The sequence below is a fragment of the Variovorax sp. FW301-JW7 genome, from assembly GCF_058788795.1.
Genome location: NZ_JBYTBC010000009.1, coordinates 254,203 through 273,566, shown reverse-complemented (window position 1 = coordinate 273,566; position 19,364 = coordinate 254,203). Strand labels below are relative to the sequence as shown.

Annotated in this window: 19 protein-coding genes; 10 read left to right on the top strand and 9 right to left on the bottom strand. The window is 69.4% G+C overall.

All coding sequences use genetic code 11. From position 1 onward, the window contains the following. Positions 1–23 precede the first annotated feature (23 nt). The gene (locus AC3WQM_RS24065; protein ID WP_095747251.1) at positions 24–1,040 is read left to right on the top strand and encodes a 1-aminocyclopropane-1-carboxylate deaminase; all 1,017 of its coding nucleotides are present in this window, start codon (positions 24–26) and stop codon (positions 1,038–1,040) included. A gap of 67 nt (positions 1,041–1,107) precedes the next feature. On the opposite strand, the gene pyk is transcribed toward AC3WQM_RS24065, so the two are convergent. The 3 genes from pyk to AC3WQM_RS24050 form a co-directional block, all read right to left on the bottom strand. Continuing rightward, on the bottom strand, positions 1,108–2,556 hold the full coding sequence (pyk, locus tag AC3WQM_RS24060; protein WP_487847605.1) for a pyruvate kinase: 1,449 nt from the start codon (positions 2,554–2,556) through the stop codon (positions 1,108–1,110). A 105-nt stretch (positions 2,557–2,661) separates the two neighbouring features. After that, positions 2,662–3,855 (bottom strand): phosphoglycerate kinase, encoded by a 1,194-nt coding sequence (locus AC3WQM_RS24055; protein WP_139700730.1) that lies wholly within the window; start codon positions 3,853–3,855, stop codon positions 2,662–2,664. A 92-nt stretch (positions 3,856–3,947) separates the two neighbouring features. After that, entirely contained in the window at positions 3,948–4,856 is a 909-nt protein-coding gene (locus tag AC3WQM_RS24050; RefSeq protein WP_492682253.1) for a LysR family transcriptional regulator, read from the bottom strand. 90 nt (positions 4,857–4,946) lie between these two features. On the opposite strand from AC3WQM_RS24050, the gene AC3WQM_RS24045 reads away from it, so the two are divergent. The 6 genes from AC3WQM_RS24045 to AC3WQM_RS24020 are packed head-to-tail and all read left to right on the top strand — an operon-like array spanning position 4,947 to position 10,470. After that, the gene (locus AC3WQM_RS24045; RefSeq protein ID WP_492682251.1) at positions 4,947–5,501 is read left to right on the top strand and encodes a VOC family protein; all 555 of its coding nucleotides are present in this window, start codon (positions 4,947–4,949) and stop codon (positions 5,499–5,501) included. Then, on the top strand, positions 5,494–6,615 hold the full coding sequence (locus AC3WQM_RS24040; protein ID WP_492682249.1) for an alpha/beta hydrolase family protein: 1,122 nt from the start codon (positions 5,494–5,496) through the stop codon (positions 6,613–6,615). The genes AC3WQM_RS24045 and AC3WQM_RS24040 overlap by 8 nt, the downstream gene beginning before the upstream one ends. A gap of 7 nt (positions 6,616–6,622) precedes the next feature. Beyond that, positions 6,623–8,278, top strand: coding sequence for an FAD-dependent oxidoreductase (locus AC3WQM_RS24035; protein ID WP_492682247.1), 1,656 nt, complete (start codon positions 6,623–6,625; stop codon positions 8,276–8,278). Then, positions 8,275–8,493, top strand: coding sequence for a DUF2783 domain-containing protein (locus AC3WQM_RS24030; protein WP_492682245.1), 219 nt, complete (start codon positions 8,275–8,277; stop codon positions 8,491–8,493). Before AC3WQM_RS24035 ends, AC3WQM_RS24030 begins: the two co-directional genes overlap by 4 nt. Continuing rightward, positions 8,490–9,455 carry an MBL fold metallo-hydrolase gene (locus AC3WQM_RS24025; RefSeq protein WP_492682243.1) on the top strand — a complete coding sequence of 322 codons (966 nt, stop codon included), beginning with the start codon at positions 8,490–8,492 and terminating at the stop codon, positions 9,453–9,455. The genes AC3WQM_RS24030 and AC3WQM_RS24025 overlap by 4 nt, the downstream gene beginning before the upstream one ends. A gap of 40 nt (positions 9,456–9,495) precedes the next feature. After that, positions 9,496–10,470: a Bug family tripartite tricarboxylate transporter substrate binding protein gene (locus tag AC3WQM_RS24020; RefSeq protein ID WP_492682241.1), complete on the top strand. Its 975-nt coding sequence runs from the start codon at positions 9,496–9,498 to the stop codon at positions 10,468–10,470. 10 nt (positions 10,471–10,480) lie between these two features. Here AC3WQM_RS24020 and AC3WQM_RS24015 read toward each other — a convergent pair whose 3' ends face one another. The 5 genes from AC3WQM_RS24015 to def are packed head-to-tail and all read right to left on the bottom strand — an operon-like array spanning position 10,481 to position 13,530. Continuing rightward, positions 10,481–10,822, bottom strand: coding sequence for an AzlD domain-containing protein (locus AC3WQM_RS24015; protein ID WP_369630623.1), 342 nt, complete (start codon positions 10,820–10,822; stop codon positions 10,481–10,483). Continuing rightward, positions 10,819–11,559 carry an AzlC family ABC transporter permease gene (locus AC3WQM_RS24010; protein ID WP_492682239.1) on the bottom strand — a complete coding sequence of 247 codons (741 nt, stop codon included), beginning with the start codon at positions 11,557–11,559 and terminating at the stop codon, positions 10,819–10,821. Before AC3WQM_RS24010 ends, AC3WQM_RS24015 begins: the two co-directional genes overlap by 4 nt. Continuing rightward, a complete protein-coding gene (gene fmt / locus AC3WQM_RS24005; protein WP_492682237.1) occupies positions 11,559–12,515 on the bottom strand; it encodes a methionyl-tRNA formyltransferase in 957 nt (318 codons plus the stop codon). The genes AC3WQM_RS24010 and fmt overlap by 1 nt, the downstream gene beginning before the upstream one ends. Continuing rightward, positions 12,512–13,012 (bottom strand): hypothetical protein, encoded by a 501-nt coding sequence (locus AC3WQM_RS24000; RefSeq protein ID WP_489060736.1) that lies wholly within the window; start codon positions 13,010–13,012, stop codon positions 12,512–12,514. The genes fmt and AC3WQM_RS24000 overlap by 4 nt, the downstream gene beginning before the upstream one ends. Next, on the bottom strand, positions 13,009–13,530 hold the full coding sequence (def, locus tag AC3WQM_RS23995) for a peptide deformylase (protein WP_489060734.1): 522 nt from the start codon (positions 13,528–13,530) through the stop codon (positions 13,009–13,011). Before def ends, AC3WQM_RS24000 begins: the two co-directional genes overlap by 4 nt. A 160-nt stretch (positions 13,531–13,690) precedes the next feature. On the opposite strand from def, the gene AC3WQM_RS23990 reads away from it, so the two are divergent. The 3 genes from AC3WQM_RS23990 (at position 13,691) to AC3WQM_RS23980 (ending at position 16,775) form a co-directional block, all read left to right on the top strand. Then, on the top strand, positions 13,691–14,914 hold the full coding sequence (locus AC3WQM_RS23990) for a LysM peptidoglycan-binding domain-containing protein (protein WP_492682235.1): 1,224 nt from the start codon (positions 13,691–13,693) through the stop codon (positions 14,912–14,914). Positions 14,915–14,947: 33 nt separating this feature from the next. After that, complete coding sequence (gene dprA / locus AC3WQM_RS23985; RefSeq protein ID WP_492682233.1) at positions 14,948–16,090, top strand: DNA-processing protein DprA; 1,143 nt, start codon at positions 14,948–14,950, stop codon at positions 16,088–16,090. 148 nt (positions 16,091–16,238) lie between these two features. Beyond that, entirely contained in the window at positions 16,239–16,775 is a 537-nt protein-coding gene (locus AC3WQM_RS23980) for a Smg family protein (RefSeq protein ID WP_489060728.1), read from the top strand. A 125-nt stretch (positions 16,776–16,900) separates the two neighbouring features. Here the strand turns inward: AC3WQM_RS23980 and AC3WQM_RS23975 are convergent, their stop codons facing one another. Further along, positions 16,901–19,288, bottom strand: coding sequence for a DUF1631 family protein (locus AC3WQM_RS23975; protein ID WP_492682231.1), 2,388 nt, complete (start codon positions 19,286–19,288; stop codon positions 16,901–16,903). Positions 19,289–19,364 lie beyond the last annotated feature (76 nt).

The window sequence follows — 19,364 nt, the reverse complement described above, 5'->3', positions numbered from 1 at the left end:
TCACCGCTTTTGGAGCTGCGTCGATGAACCTGAAGAAATTCCCCCGCCACGCCCTGACCTTCGGCCCCACGCCGATCCAGCCGCTGAAGCGCCTGAGCGCCCACCTGGGCGGCAAGGTCGATCTCTACGCCAAGCGCGAGGACTGCAACAGCGGCCTGGCCTTCGGCGGCAACAAGACGCGCAAGCTGGAGTACCTGATTCCCGAGGCGCTCGAAGGCGGCTACGACACGCTGGTGTCGATCGGCGGCATCCAGTCGAACCAGACGCGCCAGGTGGCGGCCGTGGCCGCGCACCTGGGCCTGAAGTGCGTGCTGGTGCAGGAGAACTGGGTCAACTACTCCGACGCGGTGTACGACCGGGTCGGCAACATCGAGATGTCGCGCATCCTCGGCGCCGACGTGCGGCTGGACGCAGCGGGCTTCGACATCGGCATCCGCCAGAGCTGGGAGCAGGCGATGGCCGACGTGCGCGCGGCCGGCGGCAAGCCCTTCCCGATCCCGGCGGGCTGCTCGGAGCACCCGCGCGGCGGCCTGGGCTTCGTGGGCTTTGCCGAGGAAGTGCGCCAGCAGGAGGCCGAACTCGGGTTCAAGTTCGACTACATCGTGGTCTGCTCGGTCACGGGCAGCACGCAGGCCGGCATGGTGGTGGGCTTCGCGGCCGACGGGCGCGCCGACCGCGTGATCGGCATCGACGCGTCGGCCAAGCCGCAGCAGACCTACGAGCAGATCCTGCGCATCGCCAGGAACACAGCCGAGCTGGTCGAGCTGGGCCGCGACATCACCGAGAAGGACGTGGTGCTCGACCGCCGCTTCGGCGGACCCGAGTACGGGCTGCCGAACGAGGGCACGCTGGAGGCGATCCGCCTGAGCGCGCGCTTCGAGGGCATGCTGACCGACCCGGTGTACGAGGGCAAGTCGATGCACGGGATGATCGAGAAGGTGCGGCTGGGCGAATTCCCGGCGGGCTCGAAGGTGCTCTACGCGCACCTGGGTGGCGTGCCGGCGCTCAACGCCTACAGCTTCCTGTTCCGCAACGGCTGAGCGGGCTGACCGCCCAACGACAAAGGCCGGCATATGCCGGCCTTTGTCTTATGGCGAACGGACTGGCTCAGCGCGCTCTGCAGATCTTCAGCATGTTGGTGCCGCCCGGCGCACCCATCGGCTCGCCGCAAGTGATCGCGTACACGTCACCGCTTTGCACGATGCCGCGCTTCTTCAGATGGGCTTCCGCCTGTTCGAGCGCGGTGTCGCGATCGGTCTGCGAGTCCATCAGCAGCGGGCGCACGTTGCGGTACAGCGCCAGCTTGCGCTGCGTGGACAGGCGCGAGGTCAGCGCGTACATGGGAATGTGCGCGCGGTGGCGGCTCATCCACAGGATGGTGGAGCCCGACTCGGTCAGCGCCACGATGGCCTTGGCGCCCAGGTGGTGCGCCGTGAACAGCGCGCCCATGGCGATCGACTGGTCGATGCGGCTGTAGGTCTTGCCGCTGAAGTCGGCATCGAGCGTCTTGTCTTCGGCGGCCTCGGCGGCTTCGCAGATGCGGCTCATTTCCTGGACGGTCTCGAGCGGGTAGCGGCCCGAGGCGGTTTCGGCCGAGAGCATCACGGCGTCGGTGCCGTCCAGCACGGCGTTGGCCACGTCGCTCACCTCGGCGCGGGTGGGCACGGGGTTGGTGATCATCGACTCCATCATCTGGGTCGCGGTGATGACCACCTTGTCCATGTCGCGCGCCATGCGGATCATCTTTTTCTGCAGCGCCGGCACGGCGGCGTTGCCGACTTCCACGGCCAGGTCGCCGCGGGCGACCATGATGCCGTCGCTGGCACGCAGGATTTCTTCCAGCTTCGGAATGGCCTCGGCGCGCTCGATCTTGGCGATCATGCCGGGCTTGTGGCCGTACTCGGCGGCCGCCACGTTGCACAGCTGGCGCGCCATTTCCATGTCGGTGGCGTTCTTGGGGAAACTCACGGCCACGTAGTCGGCCTGGAAGCTCATCGCGGTCTTGATGTCTTCCATGTCCTTGGCCGTCAGCGCGGGCGCCGTGAGGCCGCCGCCCTGCTTGTTGATGCCCTTGTTGTTCGACAGCTCGCCGCCCAGCTTGACGGTGGTGTGCACCGCTTCGCCCTTGACGCCGTCGACCGTCAGCACGATCAGGCCGTCGTTCAGCAGCAGCTTGTCGCCGGGCTTCACGTCGCGCGGCAGGTCCTTGTAGTCGAGGCCGACGGCGTCGACGTCGCCCAGCTCGGTGCGCGAGGCGTCGAGCACGAACTTGGCGCCCGGCTCCAGCCAGATCTTGCCCTGCGCGAACTTGCCGACGCGGATCTTCGGGCCCTGCAGGTCGGCCATGATGGCCACTTCGCGGCCAGCCTTGCGGGCCGCCTCACGCACCATGGTGGCGCGGTCGATGTGGTCCTGCGCCGTGCCGTGGCTGAAGTTCAGCCGCACCACGCTGACCTTGGCCAGGATCATCTGTTCCAGCAATTCCGGCGTGCTGGAGGCGGGGCCGAGGGTGGCGACGATCTTGGTGGCGTGGCGGGGGATGCGGTCCGAGCTCATGAAGGGGGTCTCCGTTTTGTATTCGCTACTGTATACACTTTGTGTGTCGAACGGAAGTCAGTCGCCACGGGGGATTTCCCTCCCGTGGCCGGACCGCCCCCGGAATCAGCCGGCCGCGCGCTTGGCCAGGATCTCGAAAGCCGGCAGGGTCTTGCCCTCCAGCACCTCGAGGAAGGCACCGCCGCCGGTCGAGATGTAACCGACCTGCTTTTCGATGCCGTACTTGGCGATGGCCGCCAGGGTGTCGCCGCCGCCGGCGATCGAGAAGGCGCTGCTTTCGGCAATGGCTTGCGCGATGGCCTTCGTGCCGCCCGCGAAGGCGTCGAACTCGAACACGCCCACGGGGCCGTTCCAGACGATGGTGCCGGCTTCGCGCAGCTGCGCGGCCAGGATGGCGGCCGTCTTCGGGCCGATGTCCAGGATCAGGTCGTCCTCGGCCACGTCGGTGGCGGCCTTGACGGTGGCGGGCGCATCGGCCGCGAAGGTCTTGGCCGTGACCACGTCCACCGGGATCGGCACGTCGGCGCCGCGCGCGCGCATGGCGTCGATCACGGCCTTGGCCTGGTCGAGCAGGTCGGGCTCGGCCAGCGACTTGCCGATCGACAGGCCCGCGGCCAGCATGAAGGTGTTGGCGATGCCGCCGCCGACGATCAGCTGGTCGACGTTGGCCGACAGGCTCTTGAGGATGGTGAGCTTGGTGCTGACCTTCGAGCCCGCCACGATGGCGACCAGCGGGCGCTTGGGCTGGGCCAGCGCCTTGGTGATGGCGTCGATCTCGGCCGCCAGCAGCGGGCCGGCCGCGGCCACCTTGGCGAACTGGGCGATGCCGTAGGTGGTGGCTTCGGCGCGGTGGGCGGTGCCGAAAGCATCGTTCACGTAGATGTCGGTGAGCGCGGCCAGCTTGCGGGCCAGCGCTTCGTCGTTCTTCTTCTCGCCCTTGTTGACGCGGCAGTTCTCCAGCAGCACGACCTGGCCGGGCTTGACGTCGACGCCGTCGACCCAATTGGCCACCAGCGGCACTTCACGGCCGAGCAGCTCGCCCAGGCGCTGGGCGACAGGGGCCAGCGAGTCTTCGGGCTTGAACTCGCCCTCGGTCGGGCGGCCCAGGTGCGAGGTGACCATCACGGCCGCGCCGGCGTCGAGCGCCAGCTGGATGCAGGGCACCGACGCGCGGATGCGCGTGTCTTCGGTGATGCGGCCGGCATCGTCCTGCGGCACGTTGAGGTCGGCACGGATGAAGACGCGCTGGCCGGCGGCCTTGCCTTGCGCACAGAGGTCGGTGAATCGAATGACGTTCATGGGTCTGAGGATGGTGAAAGACGGGACTGCCCGCATTGTAGTTTTCGCCCTCTGGCGCCCCTGCGCGTCTCTTGCGGGGCAGTGATGCTTTTTCAGCCCTTCGGCTGCGCGGTCGCGAACTGCGCCAGGATGCCGACGAAGCTCGCCGCCGCGGGCGACAGCGAGCGCCGCGCCGCGCTGTACACGCAGACCTCGCGGTGGAAGTCGGGCGACTCGAGCCGCACCATCTGCAGCCCGTGCGCGCGCACCAGCGACGCCGAGTAGGTCGGGCACACGGTCAGCCCCAGCCCCGAGGCCACCATGCCCAGCGCGGTGGTCATGTACGACACCTCCTGCGTGCCCGGCCGCATCAGGAAGGCGCGCTCCTCGGCCCCCAGCTCGGGCAGCACGCGCTGGCGGAAGTCGCGCGTGGGCGCGATGAAGGTGTAGGGCCCCAGCTCGTGCCAGCGCACCTTGCGGCGCTTGGCAAAGGCGTGGCCGGGCGGGCAGATCAGCCAGTGACGGTCGCGGAACAGCGTGCGGCGCTCGATGGCGGCGGCGTCCACCGCCACGTCCTGGCCCACGGCCAGCTCGACGTCGCCGGCCGCCACGCCCAGCAGCAGGTGCTCGGGCAGCGTGTCGGCCAGCCGCACGTCCACGTCGGGGTACGCCTCGCGGTAGGCGGCGATCACGCGCGGCATCAGCGTGCAGGCCATAAGCTGCGGCGCTGCGAGCCGCAACAGCCCTTTCTTCTTGTCACGCAAATCGGTCACGCCCGCGACCGCGCTCGTGAGGTCGCCGAGCAGCCGGTGCACCGACGGCAGGAACTCGCGCCCCGCCTCCGACAGCTGCACGCGGCGCGTGTTGCGGTCGAGCAGCTGCACGCCCATCTCGCGCTCGAGCTCGCGCACCAGCACGCTGAGCGCCGACTGCGTGAGGTGCAGCTGCCCGGCGGCGGTGGTGAAGCTGCCGGTTTCGGCCACGGCGGCGAAGGCGCGCAGCTGGCGCAGGGTGAGGTTCATATATATGGTTATTTCATCAATCGATGAATTAATTTCGATTGCATCATAAGACGCGGCATTGCCCAATCGCGGCCTCAACGGAGACACGACATGCCGACGACCGCCACCCCCACGGCGCCCCCACCCATTCGCGGGCTGCACCATTTCGCCTGGCGCTGCCGCGACAGCGAGGAAACCCGCCACTTCTACGAAGACCTGCTGGGCCTGCCGCTGGCCCACGTCATCCAGAACGACCACGTGCCGAGCACGGGCGAGTACTGCCCCTACGTGCACATCTTTTTCCAGATGCGCGACGGCGCGTACATCGCCTTCTTCGACCTGGGCGACGACACCGCCGCGCTGCCCTCGCCCAACACGCCTTCGTGGGTGAACCACATCGCGCTGCGCGTCGACTCGGTGGCCGACCTGCTGGCCGCCAAGGCGCGGCTCGAAGGCGCGGGCATCGAGGTGCTGGGCGTGACCGACCACCACATCATCGAGTCGATCTACTTCTTCGACCCCAACGGCATCCGCGTGGAACTCACCACGCCGACCGTGCCGCAGGCCGAGATGGACGCGCACGCGCGCCATGCCCATGCCGACCTCGACGCGTGGACCGCGCGCAAGGCGGCGCTTCGCGCAGCGAAAGGCGCGTCGCATGTCTGAACTGCAACTCGCCGTCATCGACGTGAAGCCCGGCGCGGCCATGGACAGCCAGTCGGGCCTGCAGCTGCTGCGCCCGCGCATCTACGGCGCCTTCCGCGCGCCGCCGGGGCCGAAGAAGATCGCGGCCATCGTGATGCACCCGACCAGCAACTTCATGGGCCACTACCTCATCGGCCCGCTGGCCGAGCGCGGCATCTGCTGCATGGGCCTGAACTCGCGCTTCGTCGGCAACGACACGGTGCTGCTGATGGAGCGCGCGATTCAAGACCTGGGCGCCGGCGTGCAGTACCTGCGCGCGGCCGGCTACGAGAAGGTGTTCCTGGTCGGCAACTCGGGCGGCGCGGCGCTCTCGGCCTTCTACCAGGCGCAGGCCGAGCAGCTCACGGCCACGCACCTGCCCGACGGCGACCCGACCCACCTGCACGCCAGCGACCTGCCCCCCGTGGACGGCCTCGCGCTGTGCGCCGCGCACCTGGGCCGCACGCGGCTCATGCGCGACTGGATCGACCCCTCGGTCACCGACGAGCACGACCCGCTCTCGGTCGACCCCGCGCTCGACATGTACGACCCGCGCCACCGCGTGCCCTACGAGACCGACTTTCTCGCGCGCTTCAGCGCGGCGCAGAAGGCGCGGATGGACCGCATCGAGCAGTGGTGCCTCGAGCGCCTCGCGCTGCTGCGCGGCACACCCGGCGCGCCGCGCGACCAGACCTTCGTCGTCTACCGCACGCACGCCGACCCGCGCTGCGTCGACCTGTCGCTCGATGCGAACGCGCGCCTGCCCGGCAGCGTCTGGGGCGACGCGCGGCAAGTGAACTACTCGGCCAACGCGATGGGCCGCACCACCTCGCTCACCGCCTTCCTCTCGCAGTGGTCGTCGCGCTCGCAGGCCGATGGGCCCACCAACCTCGCGCGCACCACGGTGCCGAAGCTGCTGCTGACCTACACCGGCGACCAGTCGACCTTTCCCAGCACGCGCGATGCGTGGATGGCCGCGGGCGGTGCGCGCATCCGCAATGTCGACATCGTCGGCGGCAACCACTACCTGGCGGGCCAGCCCGAGCTGATCCCGCAGGCGGCCGATGCCATCGCCGAGTTCGCGCACGCGCTGTAGAAGAGCCATGGAAAACTTTGCATTCGCACCGGCCTACGAACTGCCGGTCTGGCCCTTCACGCCACCGCCCGAACTCGGCAGTGCGCAGGTGGTGCGCCACCCGGTCGTGATCGTCGGCGCCGGCCCCTCGGGCCTCACGCTGGCCTGCGACCTCGCGCAACGCGGCGTGCGCGCCGTGCTGCTCGACGAGGACGACACCGTGGGCGTGCGCGGCGCCTCGTCGCGCGGCATCTGCTATGCGCAGAAGAGCCTGGAGATCTTCGAGCGCCTGGGCATCTGCGAGCGCATCGCGGCCAAGGGCGTCACCTGGTCGTTCGGGCGCACCTTCTCGGGCGACGAAGAGGTCTACAACTTCAACCTGCAGGCCAGCAGCGTCTCGACGCAGCCGCCCTTCATCAACCTGCAGCAGTTCTACATCGAGTGGTTCCTGGTCGATCGCATTCTCGAACTCGGCGTGACCGACCTGCGCTGGAAGAGCCGCGTGACGCGCGTCGAGCCGCTGGCCGACGGCGTGCGCATCGACATCGAGACGCCCGCCGGCAGCTACACGATCGAGGCCGACCACCTGATCGACGCGACGGGCGCGAACAGCCCGATCCGCACGCAGCTGGGCGTGGCATCGCACGCCTCGCGCAGCACCGACCGCTGGTGCATCAGCGACGTGCGCTTCGAAAAACCGCTGCCCACCGAGCGCTGGACCTGGGTCGATGCGCCCTTCAACGAAGGCCGCGGCGTGTGGCAGCACCTGATGGCCGACGGCGTGTGGCGCATCGACTACCAGATGCCCGAGGACTGCGACCCGGCCGAGATCAGCCGCCCCGAGGTGGCCGGCGCGCGGCTGCGCGAACAGCTCGGGCCCGACGTGGCTTTCGAGTTCGTGTGGATCGGCCCGTACGGCTACCGCGACCACCTGCTGGAGCGCTTCCGCCACGGCCGCGTGTGCTTCATCGGCGACGCCGCGCACGTGGTGAGCCCTTTCGGCGCGCGCGGCGGCAACACCGGCATCCAGGACGCGGCCAACCTCGGCTGGAAGCTCGCGCTGGTCGTGCAGGGCCAAGCCGGCGAGGCGCTGCTCGACAGCTACGACGCCGAGCGCCGCCCGGCCGCGCAGGAAAACCTGACGGTCACGAGCCGTTCGGCGCGCTTCCTCGCGCCGCGCTCGCCGGCCGAGCACATGCTGCGCCGCGCTGTGGTGGCACTGGCCAAGCGCCACACCTTTGCGCGGGCGCTGGTCAACACGGGCCGCATGTCGGTCGCCAACGACTACCCCGCCGCGCCGCTGCTGCCCGAGGGCGGGCGCACCGTGCAGAACCTGCCGCTGCACTGGGCCGACGGGCGCGAGACCACGCTGATGCAGCTGCTGGCCGAGGGCACGCAGTGCCTGGGCCTGTGGTTCGCGCCGACGCGCGCGCAGGCCCAGGCCGCGAGCAATGCCACGGCCGGATTGCCGCTGCGCCTGCTGGCCGTGGGCGGCGACAGCGGCCTGCCGACCTTGCAGGCCGACGAGGCGCTGGCGCGCCACCTCGGCATCGACCCCAGCGTGGGCGGCTTCGTGCTCGTGCGCCCCGATGCCTACCGCGCTGCGCTCCTTGCGCAAGCCACCCCCGACACGATCGCCGCCGCCGTCCGCACGGCGCTCGCACTCCCCGCTTCGTCCCCATGATCACCGAGCCCCGCATCCCCGACCCCGACGGCTTCTACGCCGCCCTGCTGGCCGCGCACGAAGGCCGCACCGAGGCGCAGAGCGCCGACCTCAACGCGCGCCTCGTGCTGCTGCTGGCCAACCAGTGCGCCGACCAGGCCGTGCTGCTCGCGTGCATCCGCGCGGCGGCCGAGGCCGAAGAAGACATCCCCACGACCACGACAACACCTCCATGACCGCCACCGTCTCTTTCGCTTCCGCCTCCGACACCCGCGAGCAGAAGCCCCGCCTGCAGGAACTCGCCCCGGGCGCCTACGGCTACATCAGCGACTTCGACCCCAACTGCGGCTTCGTCGTCGGCGACGAGCAGGTGGTGCTGATCGACACCCGCCCCACGCCGCGCATGGCGCGCGACTTTCTCGCAGCGATCCGCAGCGTGACCGACAAGCCGATCCGCACCATCGTGCTCACGCACTACCACGCGGTGCGCGTGATGGGCGCGAGCGCCTTCGACGAGGTGCAGGAGATCGTCGCCAGCAACGGCACGCTCGACTGGATCCGCACGCGTGGCCAGGCCGATTTCGAATCGGAGGTGGGCCGCTTCCCGCGTCTGTTCGTGGGCGTGGAAGAGATTCCGGGCCTGACCTTTCCGACCACGGTCTTCGAGCGCGAGATGACGCTGCCACTCGGCGGTGGCCGCGAACTGCGGCTCATGGCGCTGGGCCGCGGCCATTCGAGCGGCGACACCGTGGCCTGGCTGCCCGACAGCGGCGTGCTGTTTGCAGGCGACGTGGTCGAGAACCACTGCGGCGTGTACGCGGGCGACGCCTACATCGGCGACTGGGCCGGCACGCTCGACGCGGTGCGCGCGCTCAAGCCGCGCGTTCTGGTGCCGGGGCGCGGCGCGGTGCTGCAGGGTGAAGCGGCCTGCGCCGAAGCGATCGGGCTCACGAAGGACTTTCTCTCGACGCTGCTCGACAGCGTGCGCGCGGGCATCGCCGCGGGCGAGACGCTCAAGGGCTGCTTCGCGCGCGCCGAGGCGGCCATGACGCCGCGCTTCGGCGGCTGGCCGGTGTTCCAGCACGTGCTGCCTTTCGACGTCTCGCGCGCGTACGACGAGCTGCGCGGCATCGAGCACCCCGTCGTCTGGACCGCCGAGCGCGACCGCGAGCTCTGGCAGATCCTGCGCGGCACCTGAGCCGCTCTCTTTTTCAACAAAGCAACGGAGACAACAAACGATGAAGCGCTTCATTCCCCTGCTGGCCGCGACCCTCGCGCTCGCCGCCGCACCCTTCGCGTCGGCGCAACCGGCGGCCTACCCCAGCCAGCCCGTGAAATGGATCGTGCCCTACGTGGCCGGCGGCGGCACCGACAACCTCGCGCGCTCGCTGGCCGAGGCCATGCAGCCGTCGCTCGGCCAGCCGCTGATCATCGACAACCGCCCCGGCGCGTCGACCAACATCGGCGTGTCGGTGATGATGCAGGCCAAGCCCGACGGCTACACGATCATGCAGGCCGAGAACGCGGCGCTGCTGTTCAACGAGCACATGTTCGCCAAGCTGCCCTACAAGCCGGCGACCGACTTCACCTACATCGGCACCATCGGGCGCTTCCCCGTGGCGCTGGTCGTGCACCCCGACTTTCCCGCGAAGAACGTGGCGGAGTTCGTGCGCTACGTGAAGGCCAACCCCGACAAGGTGAGCTACGCCTCGCCCGGCAACGGCTCGCCGCACCACATGGCGATGGAGCTGTTCAAGCAGAAGGCCGGCCTCACGATCACGCACGTGCCGTACAAGGGCGCCGCGCCCGCCATGACCGACGTGATGGGCGGCCAGGTGCCGACGATGATGCTCGACCTGGCCTCGGGCCTGCCGATCATCAAGTCGGGCAAGGTGCGCGTGCTGGCCATCGCGCTGCCGCAGCGCGCCGGTGCGTTGCCCGAGGTGCCGACCTTCGTCGAAGCGGGCTTCAGCGACGTCAACGCCTACGCCTTCCACGGCCTGATCGGCCCGGCCGGCATGCCGCCCGAGGCCGTGGCGCGCATCAACACCGAGCTGCACAAGGCGATGCAGGCACCGAAGGTGGTGAAGCTGTTTGCGGAGTTCGGCTTCGAGGCGCTGCCCGGCACGCCGCAGGACTTCTACAAGCTCTCGCGCGCGGAGAGCGAGCGCTGGGGCAACATCATCAAGACCGCCGGCGTGAAGCTCGACTAGCCTGAGCCGATCACCAGCCCAGGCCGAGGTGCAGGGGCAGGTAGACGGCCATGCCGGCCAGCATCGTGCCGAGCACGCCGCGCCGCCAGAAGTAGTAGGCGCCGCCGACGACCGCCGCATAGAGGCGGGCGTCGTGCAGCGTGGTGATCAGGTGGCCCTGCGTCATCACGATCTCGGGCGCGATCACGCCGGCCAGCGCGGCGGCCGGCGCGTAGTGCAACGCGCGGTGCGCCCACTCGGGCAGGCCCCAGGGCCGGTCGAGGATGAAGAAGAAGCAGCGCGTGAGCACGGTGACGCCGGCCAAGCCGGCGATCACGGCCAGGGTCCACCAGTCGGTGCCGCCGCCGCTCATTTGTCGTCCTCCGCGTCGGGGTCGAGCCCGAACTGCTTTTCGAGCCAGAAGCACAGCAGCACCGCCACGCCGATCGCGACCACGATGTTGAGCTTGAGCGGCAGCGCGTAGGCCGCGACCGCCGTGGCGCCCGCGATGAGCGCGGCCAGCACGCGCAGTCGGGTCGTCGCCATCGAGCAGACGATGGCCACCAGGCTCAGCACGCCGGCAAAGCCCAGGCCCCAGGTCTGCGGAATGAGGTTGGCCAGCGCGATGCCCAGCAGGCTCATGCCCATCCACGCGCACCAGGTCACGAAGTAGTTGCCGGTGAGGTAGGCCTCTTGCGACAGCCGCTCGGCGGGCGTCGTCGGCGGGGCCGTGTACTGCTTCGTGAAGAGCGCGTAGCTCAGGTCGGCCGTCAGGTAGCCATGCAGCAGGCGGCGCCAGCGCGGCATGTGCATGAGGTAGGGCCGCAGGTGCAGGCTGAACACCACGAAGCGCAGGTTGACGCAGAAGCCCGTCGCCAGGATCACCCAGGCCGGCGCGCCCGCGGCCAGCAGCGGGATGGCGGCCAGCTGCGAGCTGCCGGCGTAGACGAACAGGGTCATCGCCACGGCCTCGAGCACGCTCATGTCCGACTTGACCATGGCCACGCCGGTCATCAGGCCCCAGGCGCCGATGCCGAGCGCGGCCGAGGCCATGTCGCGCATGCCGGCGCGGAACTCGGGCTGGCGGCGCAGCGTGGGCGAGAGAAACATCAGCCGAAGACCTGGCCGGGCTTCAGGTCGAAGCCGCGCAGGAAATCGGCCGCGGGCAGACGCTTGCCGCCCGGGCGTTGCAGTTCGGTGAGCACCACGGTGGCGTCCGATGCCGCCACGGCGACGCCCGTTGCGTCGGCCGAGACGACGGTGCCGGGCGCCGCGCCCGGGGTGCCGGGCGCCACGTGCGCGGCCCAAAGCTTGACGGTCTCGCCGCCGAGCGGGCTGTTGGCGCCGGGGAACGGATCGAAGGCCAGCACGCGGCGCACGATGGCGGCGGCCGGCTGCGTCCAGTCGATCAGCGCTTCGTGCTTCTCGACCTTGTGGGCGTAGGTGATGCCTTCGGTGGGCTGCGGCGTGCGGACGAGCTGGCCGATCTGCGCCAGCGCCTCGACCACCATGCGCCCGCCGAGCGCAGCCAGCCGGTCGTGCAGGCGGGCGGTGTTCTCGCCGGGCGCGATGTCGAGCGCCTCGCGCAGCAGCATGTCGCCGGTGTCCAGGCCGGCGTCCATCTGCATGATGGTGATGCCGGTCTGCGTGTCGCCGGCCTCGATGGCGCGGTGGATCGGCGCGGCACCGCGCCAGCGCGGCAGCAGGCTGGCGTGGATGTTGAGGCAGCCGTGCACCGGCAGGTCGAGCACCCACTGCGGCAGGATCAGCCCATAGGCCGCGACCACCATCACGTCGGGCTGCCATGCGAGCAGCGTGTCGCGCGCGGCGGTGGCCTCGTCGGGGTACTTGCCGTCGAGCCGCAGGCTGCGCGGCTGCGCCACGGGCCAGTGGTTGGCCACGGCGCACTGCTTGACGGGCGACGCCTGCAGCTTCATGCCGCGGCCGGCGGGCCGGTCGGGCTGGCTCATCACGCCGACGATGTCATGGCCGGCGGCGGCGATGGCCTCCAGGGCGACGCGCGCGAACTCAGGCGTGCCCGCAAAAACGACTTTCAACGCGCTCAATCCCGGTTCCGTTCGAATTCGAGGTCATCCCCCGTGTGATACCGACGCACCACGCCGGTGGGGTCGATGTAGATATAGAGCATGCGGCGCTCGTTGACGGCCTTGTAGCGCCAGGTCCAGACGGCGCCGTCGAAGGAGCTGACGCGGCTGATTTCGTAGGGCTTGCCATAGAAGGCCAGCACCTCGTTCTGGCGCCAGCGGTCGACCTGGATGTCGTGGCCGAAGCGCGCCTCGGTCAGCACCTGGGTCACCGAGACGACCTTGCCGGACGCGTCGAGGTCGATGTCGACCACTTCGAAGCCCGCCGGCATGCGCGAGTACTGCAGCCGCTCGCCGCCGCCGTTGAGCGGGTAGCGGCCCGTGGGCGCGCCCAGGCGCTGCAGGGTCTCGGCGGCGGAGGTGCCGGGCTGGATGCGCGTGGGTTCGCTGACGCAACCCGCCAGGAACAACAGTCCGGCGGCGGCCAGCGAGGACCACGCAGCCCGGCGGCAATTCATGCCCGTGCTTCTTTCATGTCCTCGCGCTGTTGCTTGAGGAGCTTGCTCTTGATGCGGTTGCGCTTGAGCGGCGACAGGTATTCGACGAACACCTTGCCCAGGAGGTGGTCGAGCTCGTGCTGGATGCACACAGCCAGCAGGCCGTCGGCCTCGAGGGTGTGGCTGTTGCCGTCGGCGTCGAGCGCCTGGACCTTCACCGAGGTGGAGCGCATCACGCCGTCGTAGATGCCGGGCACCGAGAGGCAGCCCTCTTCATTCAGCACCTTCTCGTCGCTGGCCCAGGTGATTTCCGGGTTGATGAGCACGATCGGCTCGTTGCGCTCTTCGGACACGTCGATCACGACCACGCGCTCGTGCACGTCGATCTGGGTCGCGGCCAGGCCGATGCCGCTCGCGTCGTACATGGTTTCCAGCATGTCGGCGACCAGCGTCTTGATGCGCGCGTCCACGCCCTGCACCGGTTTGGCCACCGTGTGCAGGCGCTTGTCGGGGTAACTCAGAATGATTCGTTTGGCCATGAAATCGGGGGGAAGTTGTGGCTATTTTCGCCAATTCCGCGACGCGTCGCGGCGCATTGGCGCGAAAACGTTGCCCTTGCAAGGGCTTCGGGCGCAGAATTCGTAGCAAATTGTGAGATTCGTATGCGCCACGATACTTCGTGCGCTCACCCATCCAGACATGACACAGCCCAGCTCCACCGAACACCAGCGCCCGACCCTCTTTGCCTTCTGGACGGCCGCCCTGGCGGTGGCCGGCAGTTGCGGCGCCACGGCGGCCTGGGCGCAGACGACCTACCCGGTCACGCCCCAGCAGCGCGCCACCGCCCAGCAGACCGCCCAGGCGGGTGTGCCGCTGAGCGAACTGTCGCCGAAGGCGCCCGACGAATACACGGTCAAGCCCGGTGACACGCTCTGGGCCATCTCGCGCCTGTACCTGCTGCGCCCCTGGCGCTGGCCGGAGCTGTGGGGCATGAACATCAACGAGATCCAGGACCCGCACCGCATCTACCCGGGCCAGGTGCTGTACCTGGACAAGAGCGGCGGCCGCGCCCGCCTGACCACGCGCCGCAGCGTGGGCGGCGTCGACGGCGGCACCATCAAGCTGTCGCCGCGCACGCGCTTCGACTCGCTCGCGGGCATGGCCCTGCCCACGCTCAACCCGAGCCTGATCGAGCCCTTCCTCAGCGAACCCATCGTGGTCGACGCCAACACGCTCGACGCCGCACCGCGCATCGTGGCCGGCAACGACAGCCGCGTGCTGCTGTCGCGCGGCGACCGCGCCTATGCGCGCGGCAATGCCGAATCGCCGCTGGTCGAGAAGCCGGGCCCGGTGCAGCACTACCGCATCTTCCGCAACGCCACGCCGCTGAAAGACCCCGGCACCGGCGAAATCCTCGGCTACGAGGCGCAGTACCTGGGCAAGGCGCAACTGCAGCGCGGCGAATCGACCACCATCGAGACGACCGGCGACAAGGACGTCATCACGGTCGTGCCGGCCAGCATCGACATCATTGCGTCGCGCGAGGAAATGCGCGCCGGCGACCGCCTGCTGCCCGAGCCGCCGCGCCAGCTGCTGAGCTACGCGCCGCGCGCGCCCTCCACCCAGGTGGACGGCCGCATCGTGTCGGTCTACGGCAACGCCGTGCAGTACGCGGCGCAGAACCAGGTCGTGGCCATCAACAAGGGCACGCGCGACGGCATCGACAACGGCCACGTGCTGGCCATCCTGAAGAACGGCGAGACCATCCTCGACCGCACCGGCGCGCGCAAGGAAACCATCAAGCTGCCGAACGAACGCATCGGCCTGCTGATGGTGTTCCGCACCTTCGAGAAAGTCTCGTACGCACTCGTGCTCGAAATCAACGACACTCCCCGCGCCGGCGACTTCCTCGTCAATCCCTGACACGCGCCTGAGGCTTTTTTCTCGCACACTCGTTTGGAACGCGCAGAACTCGCAGGCTGGCTGCGACTTTCACTGACACCAGGCGTCGGCGACGGCGCCGCACGCCGCCTGCTCGCGGCCTTCGGGCTGCCTGACGCGATCTTCGCGCAGCCCGAGGCGACGCTGGGCGAAGTCGTCAGCACCGCCCAGGCCGCCGCGTTGAAGCAGCCGCCCTCCGGCCTGCAGGCGCAGGTCGACCAGACCTGGCAATGGCTGCACCCCGCGGACGACAACACCGGCGGCGCCATCACGCGCCGCGTCGTGACGCTCGGCGATGCCGGCTACCCGACTTCTCTGCTCGAAATGGTCGACCCGCCGCTGATGCTCTACGTGCTCGGCGCCGCCGCCTTCGACCTCACGCAACTCGGCCGCAGCCTTGCCGTGGTCGGCAGCCGCAACCCGACGCCGCAGGGCGCCAGCCATGCGCGCGCCTTTGCACGGGCGCTGGGCGAAGCCGGCCTGCCCGTCGTCTCGGGACTGGCGCTCGGCATCGACGGCGCAGCGCACCTGGGCGCGCTCGACGCGGCCGGCGACGCCCCCGTGCTCGCCACGGTGGCGGTGGTCGGCACCGGCCTGGACCGCGTGTACCCCGCGCGGCACCGCGACCTGGCGCACCGCATCACGCTGCAAGGGCTGATCGTGAGCGAGCTGCCGCTGGGCACGCCGCCGCTCACGCAGAACTTTCCCAAGCGCAACCGACTCATCGCAGGCCTGGCGCGCGGCACGCTGGTGGTCGAGGCGGCGCTGGCGTCGGGCTCGCTCATCACCGCGCGCCTCACGTCGGAGCAGGGCAAGGAAGTGTTCGCGATCCCCGGTTCGATCCACTCGCCGCAATCGCGCGGCTGCCATGCGCTGATCCGCCAAGGCGCGAAGCTGGTCGAGTCGGTGAACGACATCCTCGAAGAGCTGCCGCCGCTCGCGCCGGCCGCTCGCACGCCGGCCAGCGACACGCCTTCGCCGGCCCCGGAGCATCCGCTGCTTGACGCCCTCGGCTTCGACCCGGTGAGCCTCGATGCGTTGAGCGCGCGCACCGGCTGGAGCGCGGCCCAGCTGCAGGCGAAGATGCTCGAGCTTGAACTCGACGGGCACGTCTCGCGTCTGCCCGGCGGCCTGTTTCAAAGAGCCGCCGTCGGCTGACGCCCAGTCTGCATCCGCTTTTTCGTGGAACACCGCGGAACCGGCTTTGCCGGGCCGCAGGTGTTGCCCCCGGTAGGGGGTTGGCGCAGCGACACGAAGTGCGCGAAGACTGGGGGCGAGCAACGGAATCCTCGGCTATATTGAGCCCATGTTCGAAGTGCTCGTGTTTGTGTATGAAAACTACTGGCGCGGCGATGCCTGCCCCGAACCCGAACAGCTGGGCCGCAAGCTCAGTGCGCACGGTTTCGAGGCGGAAGAAATTCGCGACGCCCTGCAGTGGCTCGACGGCCTGAGCCTGGCCACGCAAGGCCTGCAGTTTGAACACCAGGCCCGTGAAGGCGATGACGACAACGCCATCACCACCGCCCGCGTCACGCTGGGCGGCGCGCCCGATGCGGCGCTGCCCCAGTCGAGCCAGTCGATGCGCGTGTACTCGCCGTCGGAGCAGGAACACCTTGGCGCCGAATGCCTCGGCTTCATCCGTTTTCTCGAACTGTCGAACGTGCTGCCTTGCGGCCTGCGCGAGATCGTCGTCGAGCGCGCGATGGCCGCACCGGGCGACCCGGTGGCGCTGGACGAACTCAAGATCATCGTGCTGATGGTGCACTGGAGCACCGGCATCGAGCCCGATGCCCTCGTGCTCGACGAACTCTGCGAAAGCCGCGAAGGCCGTACGGCGCACTGAGCTCGCCCCCAGTCTTCGCGCACTTCGTGTCGCTTCGCCAACCCCCTACCGGGGGCAACACCAACGGCCTGGCAAAGCCAGTTCCGTGGTGTTTCGCGAACAGAGAGAACAGCCGAAGCGGCTGACTAATTCAGGAGTCGCTCAGGATTCGCATCGAGCTTCGCCAGCGCCTCGCGCGTCGCGCGCGCGGTGAGCGTCTCTTCCTCGGCCGGCACCAGCAGGCCGGCCTGCAGGTACATCGCGAGGCGCCCCGCCTGGATGAGGAAGCTGCGGCCGTCGGCCGAGGCGAACAGGTGCAGCCGCTTGCGGTCGCTGCGCCAGACGAACTGGACCTGGGTGACGCGGTCGTTGTGGTCCAGCATGAACCAGTTGCCGACCTGCAGCTCGTGGGTCCACGCGAGCATGTCTTCCGCGACCTTGACGCCGACGGTGTCGGAAATGACCTCGATGGCGGTCGCATCCACGCCGAGCAGCAGCTCGATGCTCTGCGCGTCCAGCGGCAGGCTGGAGGCGCTGCCGTCGTCGCTCACGAAGTCTTCCAGGTGCGCCAGCCGCTCGGCCATGGCCTCGATCTTGGCCTGGGGAATGGCCTCGGTCTTCGACATGAAGGCGTCGGTGAGCGTGGCGCCGATGGTCTTGATGTGGCCCTCTTGCGGCTCGCCGACGATGCCCAGCAGGTCCATGCCCTGACGCAGGCGTTGCAGCAGCTGCGGCAGGTCTTGAATGACGCGGGCGCGGTCGGCGCGGTTGGGCTTGGCGCTCGCGGCCCAGACCAGCTCGGAGGCCACGCGCTTGAGCATCACGGTGTGCTCGCCCTGTGCGCCGTAGCGCAGCGCGGCGATGGCCAGCACCTCGGCCCAGACCTTGAACAGGAACTCGCGGATCTCGTCGCGCACCGGCATGTCGTTGAGCATCTTGCGCAACTCGATGGTGTACTGGATCGCCATCGTCTCCTTCTGCTCGACCTGCTGCGCCACGCTCATGACGCGCTGCGTGGCGTCGCTCTGCGTGAGGTAGCGGCTGAGGAAGGCGACGAACTCGTCGAACACGAGCTTGAACACGCGCTGGCCGGTTTCGGGGTACTGCTCGATCACCTGCACCACGCGCTTGATCTCGTTCTCGAGCGCGCTGCCGGTGATGGCGGCGGCGTCGAAGCCCATCACGCAGGAGCCCATGCGGTCGATCAGCATGCGCGCGGGGTGCTGCAGGGTGCCGAAGAACTCGGGCTCGGCGATGGCCACGCGCAGCACGGGCATCTGCAGCCGCGCGAACCACACGCGCGCGGAGAACGGGATGCGCTCTTCCGCGAGGATGGCCTGGAACATCAGCGCCACGATCTCGACCGTGGCCTTGTCGGCCGTGGTGGGCGCGCGCTTCTTGAGTTCGGCGGTGCGGCGGCGCAGGTCGACCGCGGTCTGCTGGATCAGCGTGGCCTGCTCGCCACCGCCGTCCATGTACTGCGTGGCCGCCATGCGGTAGGCGACCTCGGCATCGGCGATGGCGCCGGCAAAAGTTCTGGAAAACACGCGGGGCGCGGCCACGCCGCCACCGGTGCCGGTCACCCCGCCCGGTTGCGAGGCACCGGCCTCGCCACCGATGCGCGCGGCGACAAAACGCTTGAGGCTCAGCAGCGCGGTCTGCGCGCGCTGCCGCGCGAAGGCGAGCGGCGAACTGCCCATCATCGAGCTGGAGGCCGAACCCGACGACGGCACCGACGCCTGGAAGCCGAAGCCCGGTCGCTGCGGCTGCGATGGCTGCTGGACATGCGGCACCGCGGCACCGGCCGTACCTTGCCAACCGTGGCCCATCGGCATGTTCGACGTCACCGGCATGCCCATGGACGAGGTGCCGCCGCCCGAATCGCCCGTGCGGCGCACGAAACTCTTGAGGTCGATCTCCTGCATCACGCCCTGCGCGATCAGGAAAGCGTTGGCGCTTTCGTAGGCCTTCACGATCACGTCGGCCAGCGCCTGCTGCACCGTGCCTTGCACGCGGCCCCAGGCCTCGCGGCTCAGGCCGGCGGCCAGCCACTGGTCCACCAGCAGCTGGGCCAGCGTCTCGGGTTTCAGCACGTCCCGGGCATCGAGCTCGTGCGTGCCTTCGAGGTGCTGGATGCGCAGACGCAGGTCGCTGAGTTCAAAGCTGGCCTTGTCGTGGATGGTCTGCGCGAGGCGCGAGGCGAGGATGTTGCTCTCGACCACCTCGTCGCCGATGAGTTCCAGCCGCAGCGCTGCGGGGGCCGACGAGGTGGCACCCGTCGGGCTCGCGCCCAGCGCCTTGCGCCAGCCGGTCTGCGCCAGCGACACCCACTGCGAAGCGTGGTCCTGGAACGCCACGAGGTCGTCGCGGCTCTCCTGCATGGTGCGCGCGCTGCCGACATCGGACGCCACCGAGGTCAGCCGGTCGCGGATGGCCTGGGCCAGCGGAGCGATCGCACCTTCCGTGGCCGCCACGAAACGCTCACGCGCCTCGCGTGCGAGCTGCAGGGAAGAAGCGGACCGCGCAGTGCTCATTGATGGATCGGAAAGGCCGGAGAGAACGGTTCATCGACGACAGCCCCGAGCTTGCATCGGGATGCGCCACCGCACA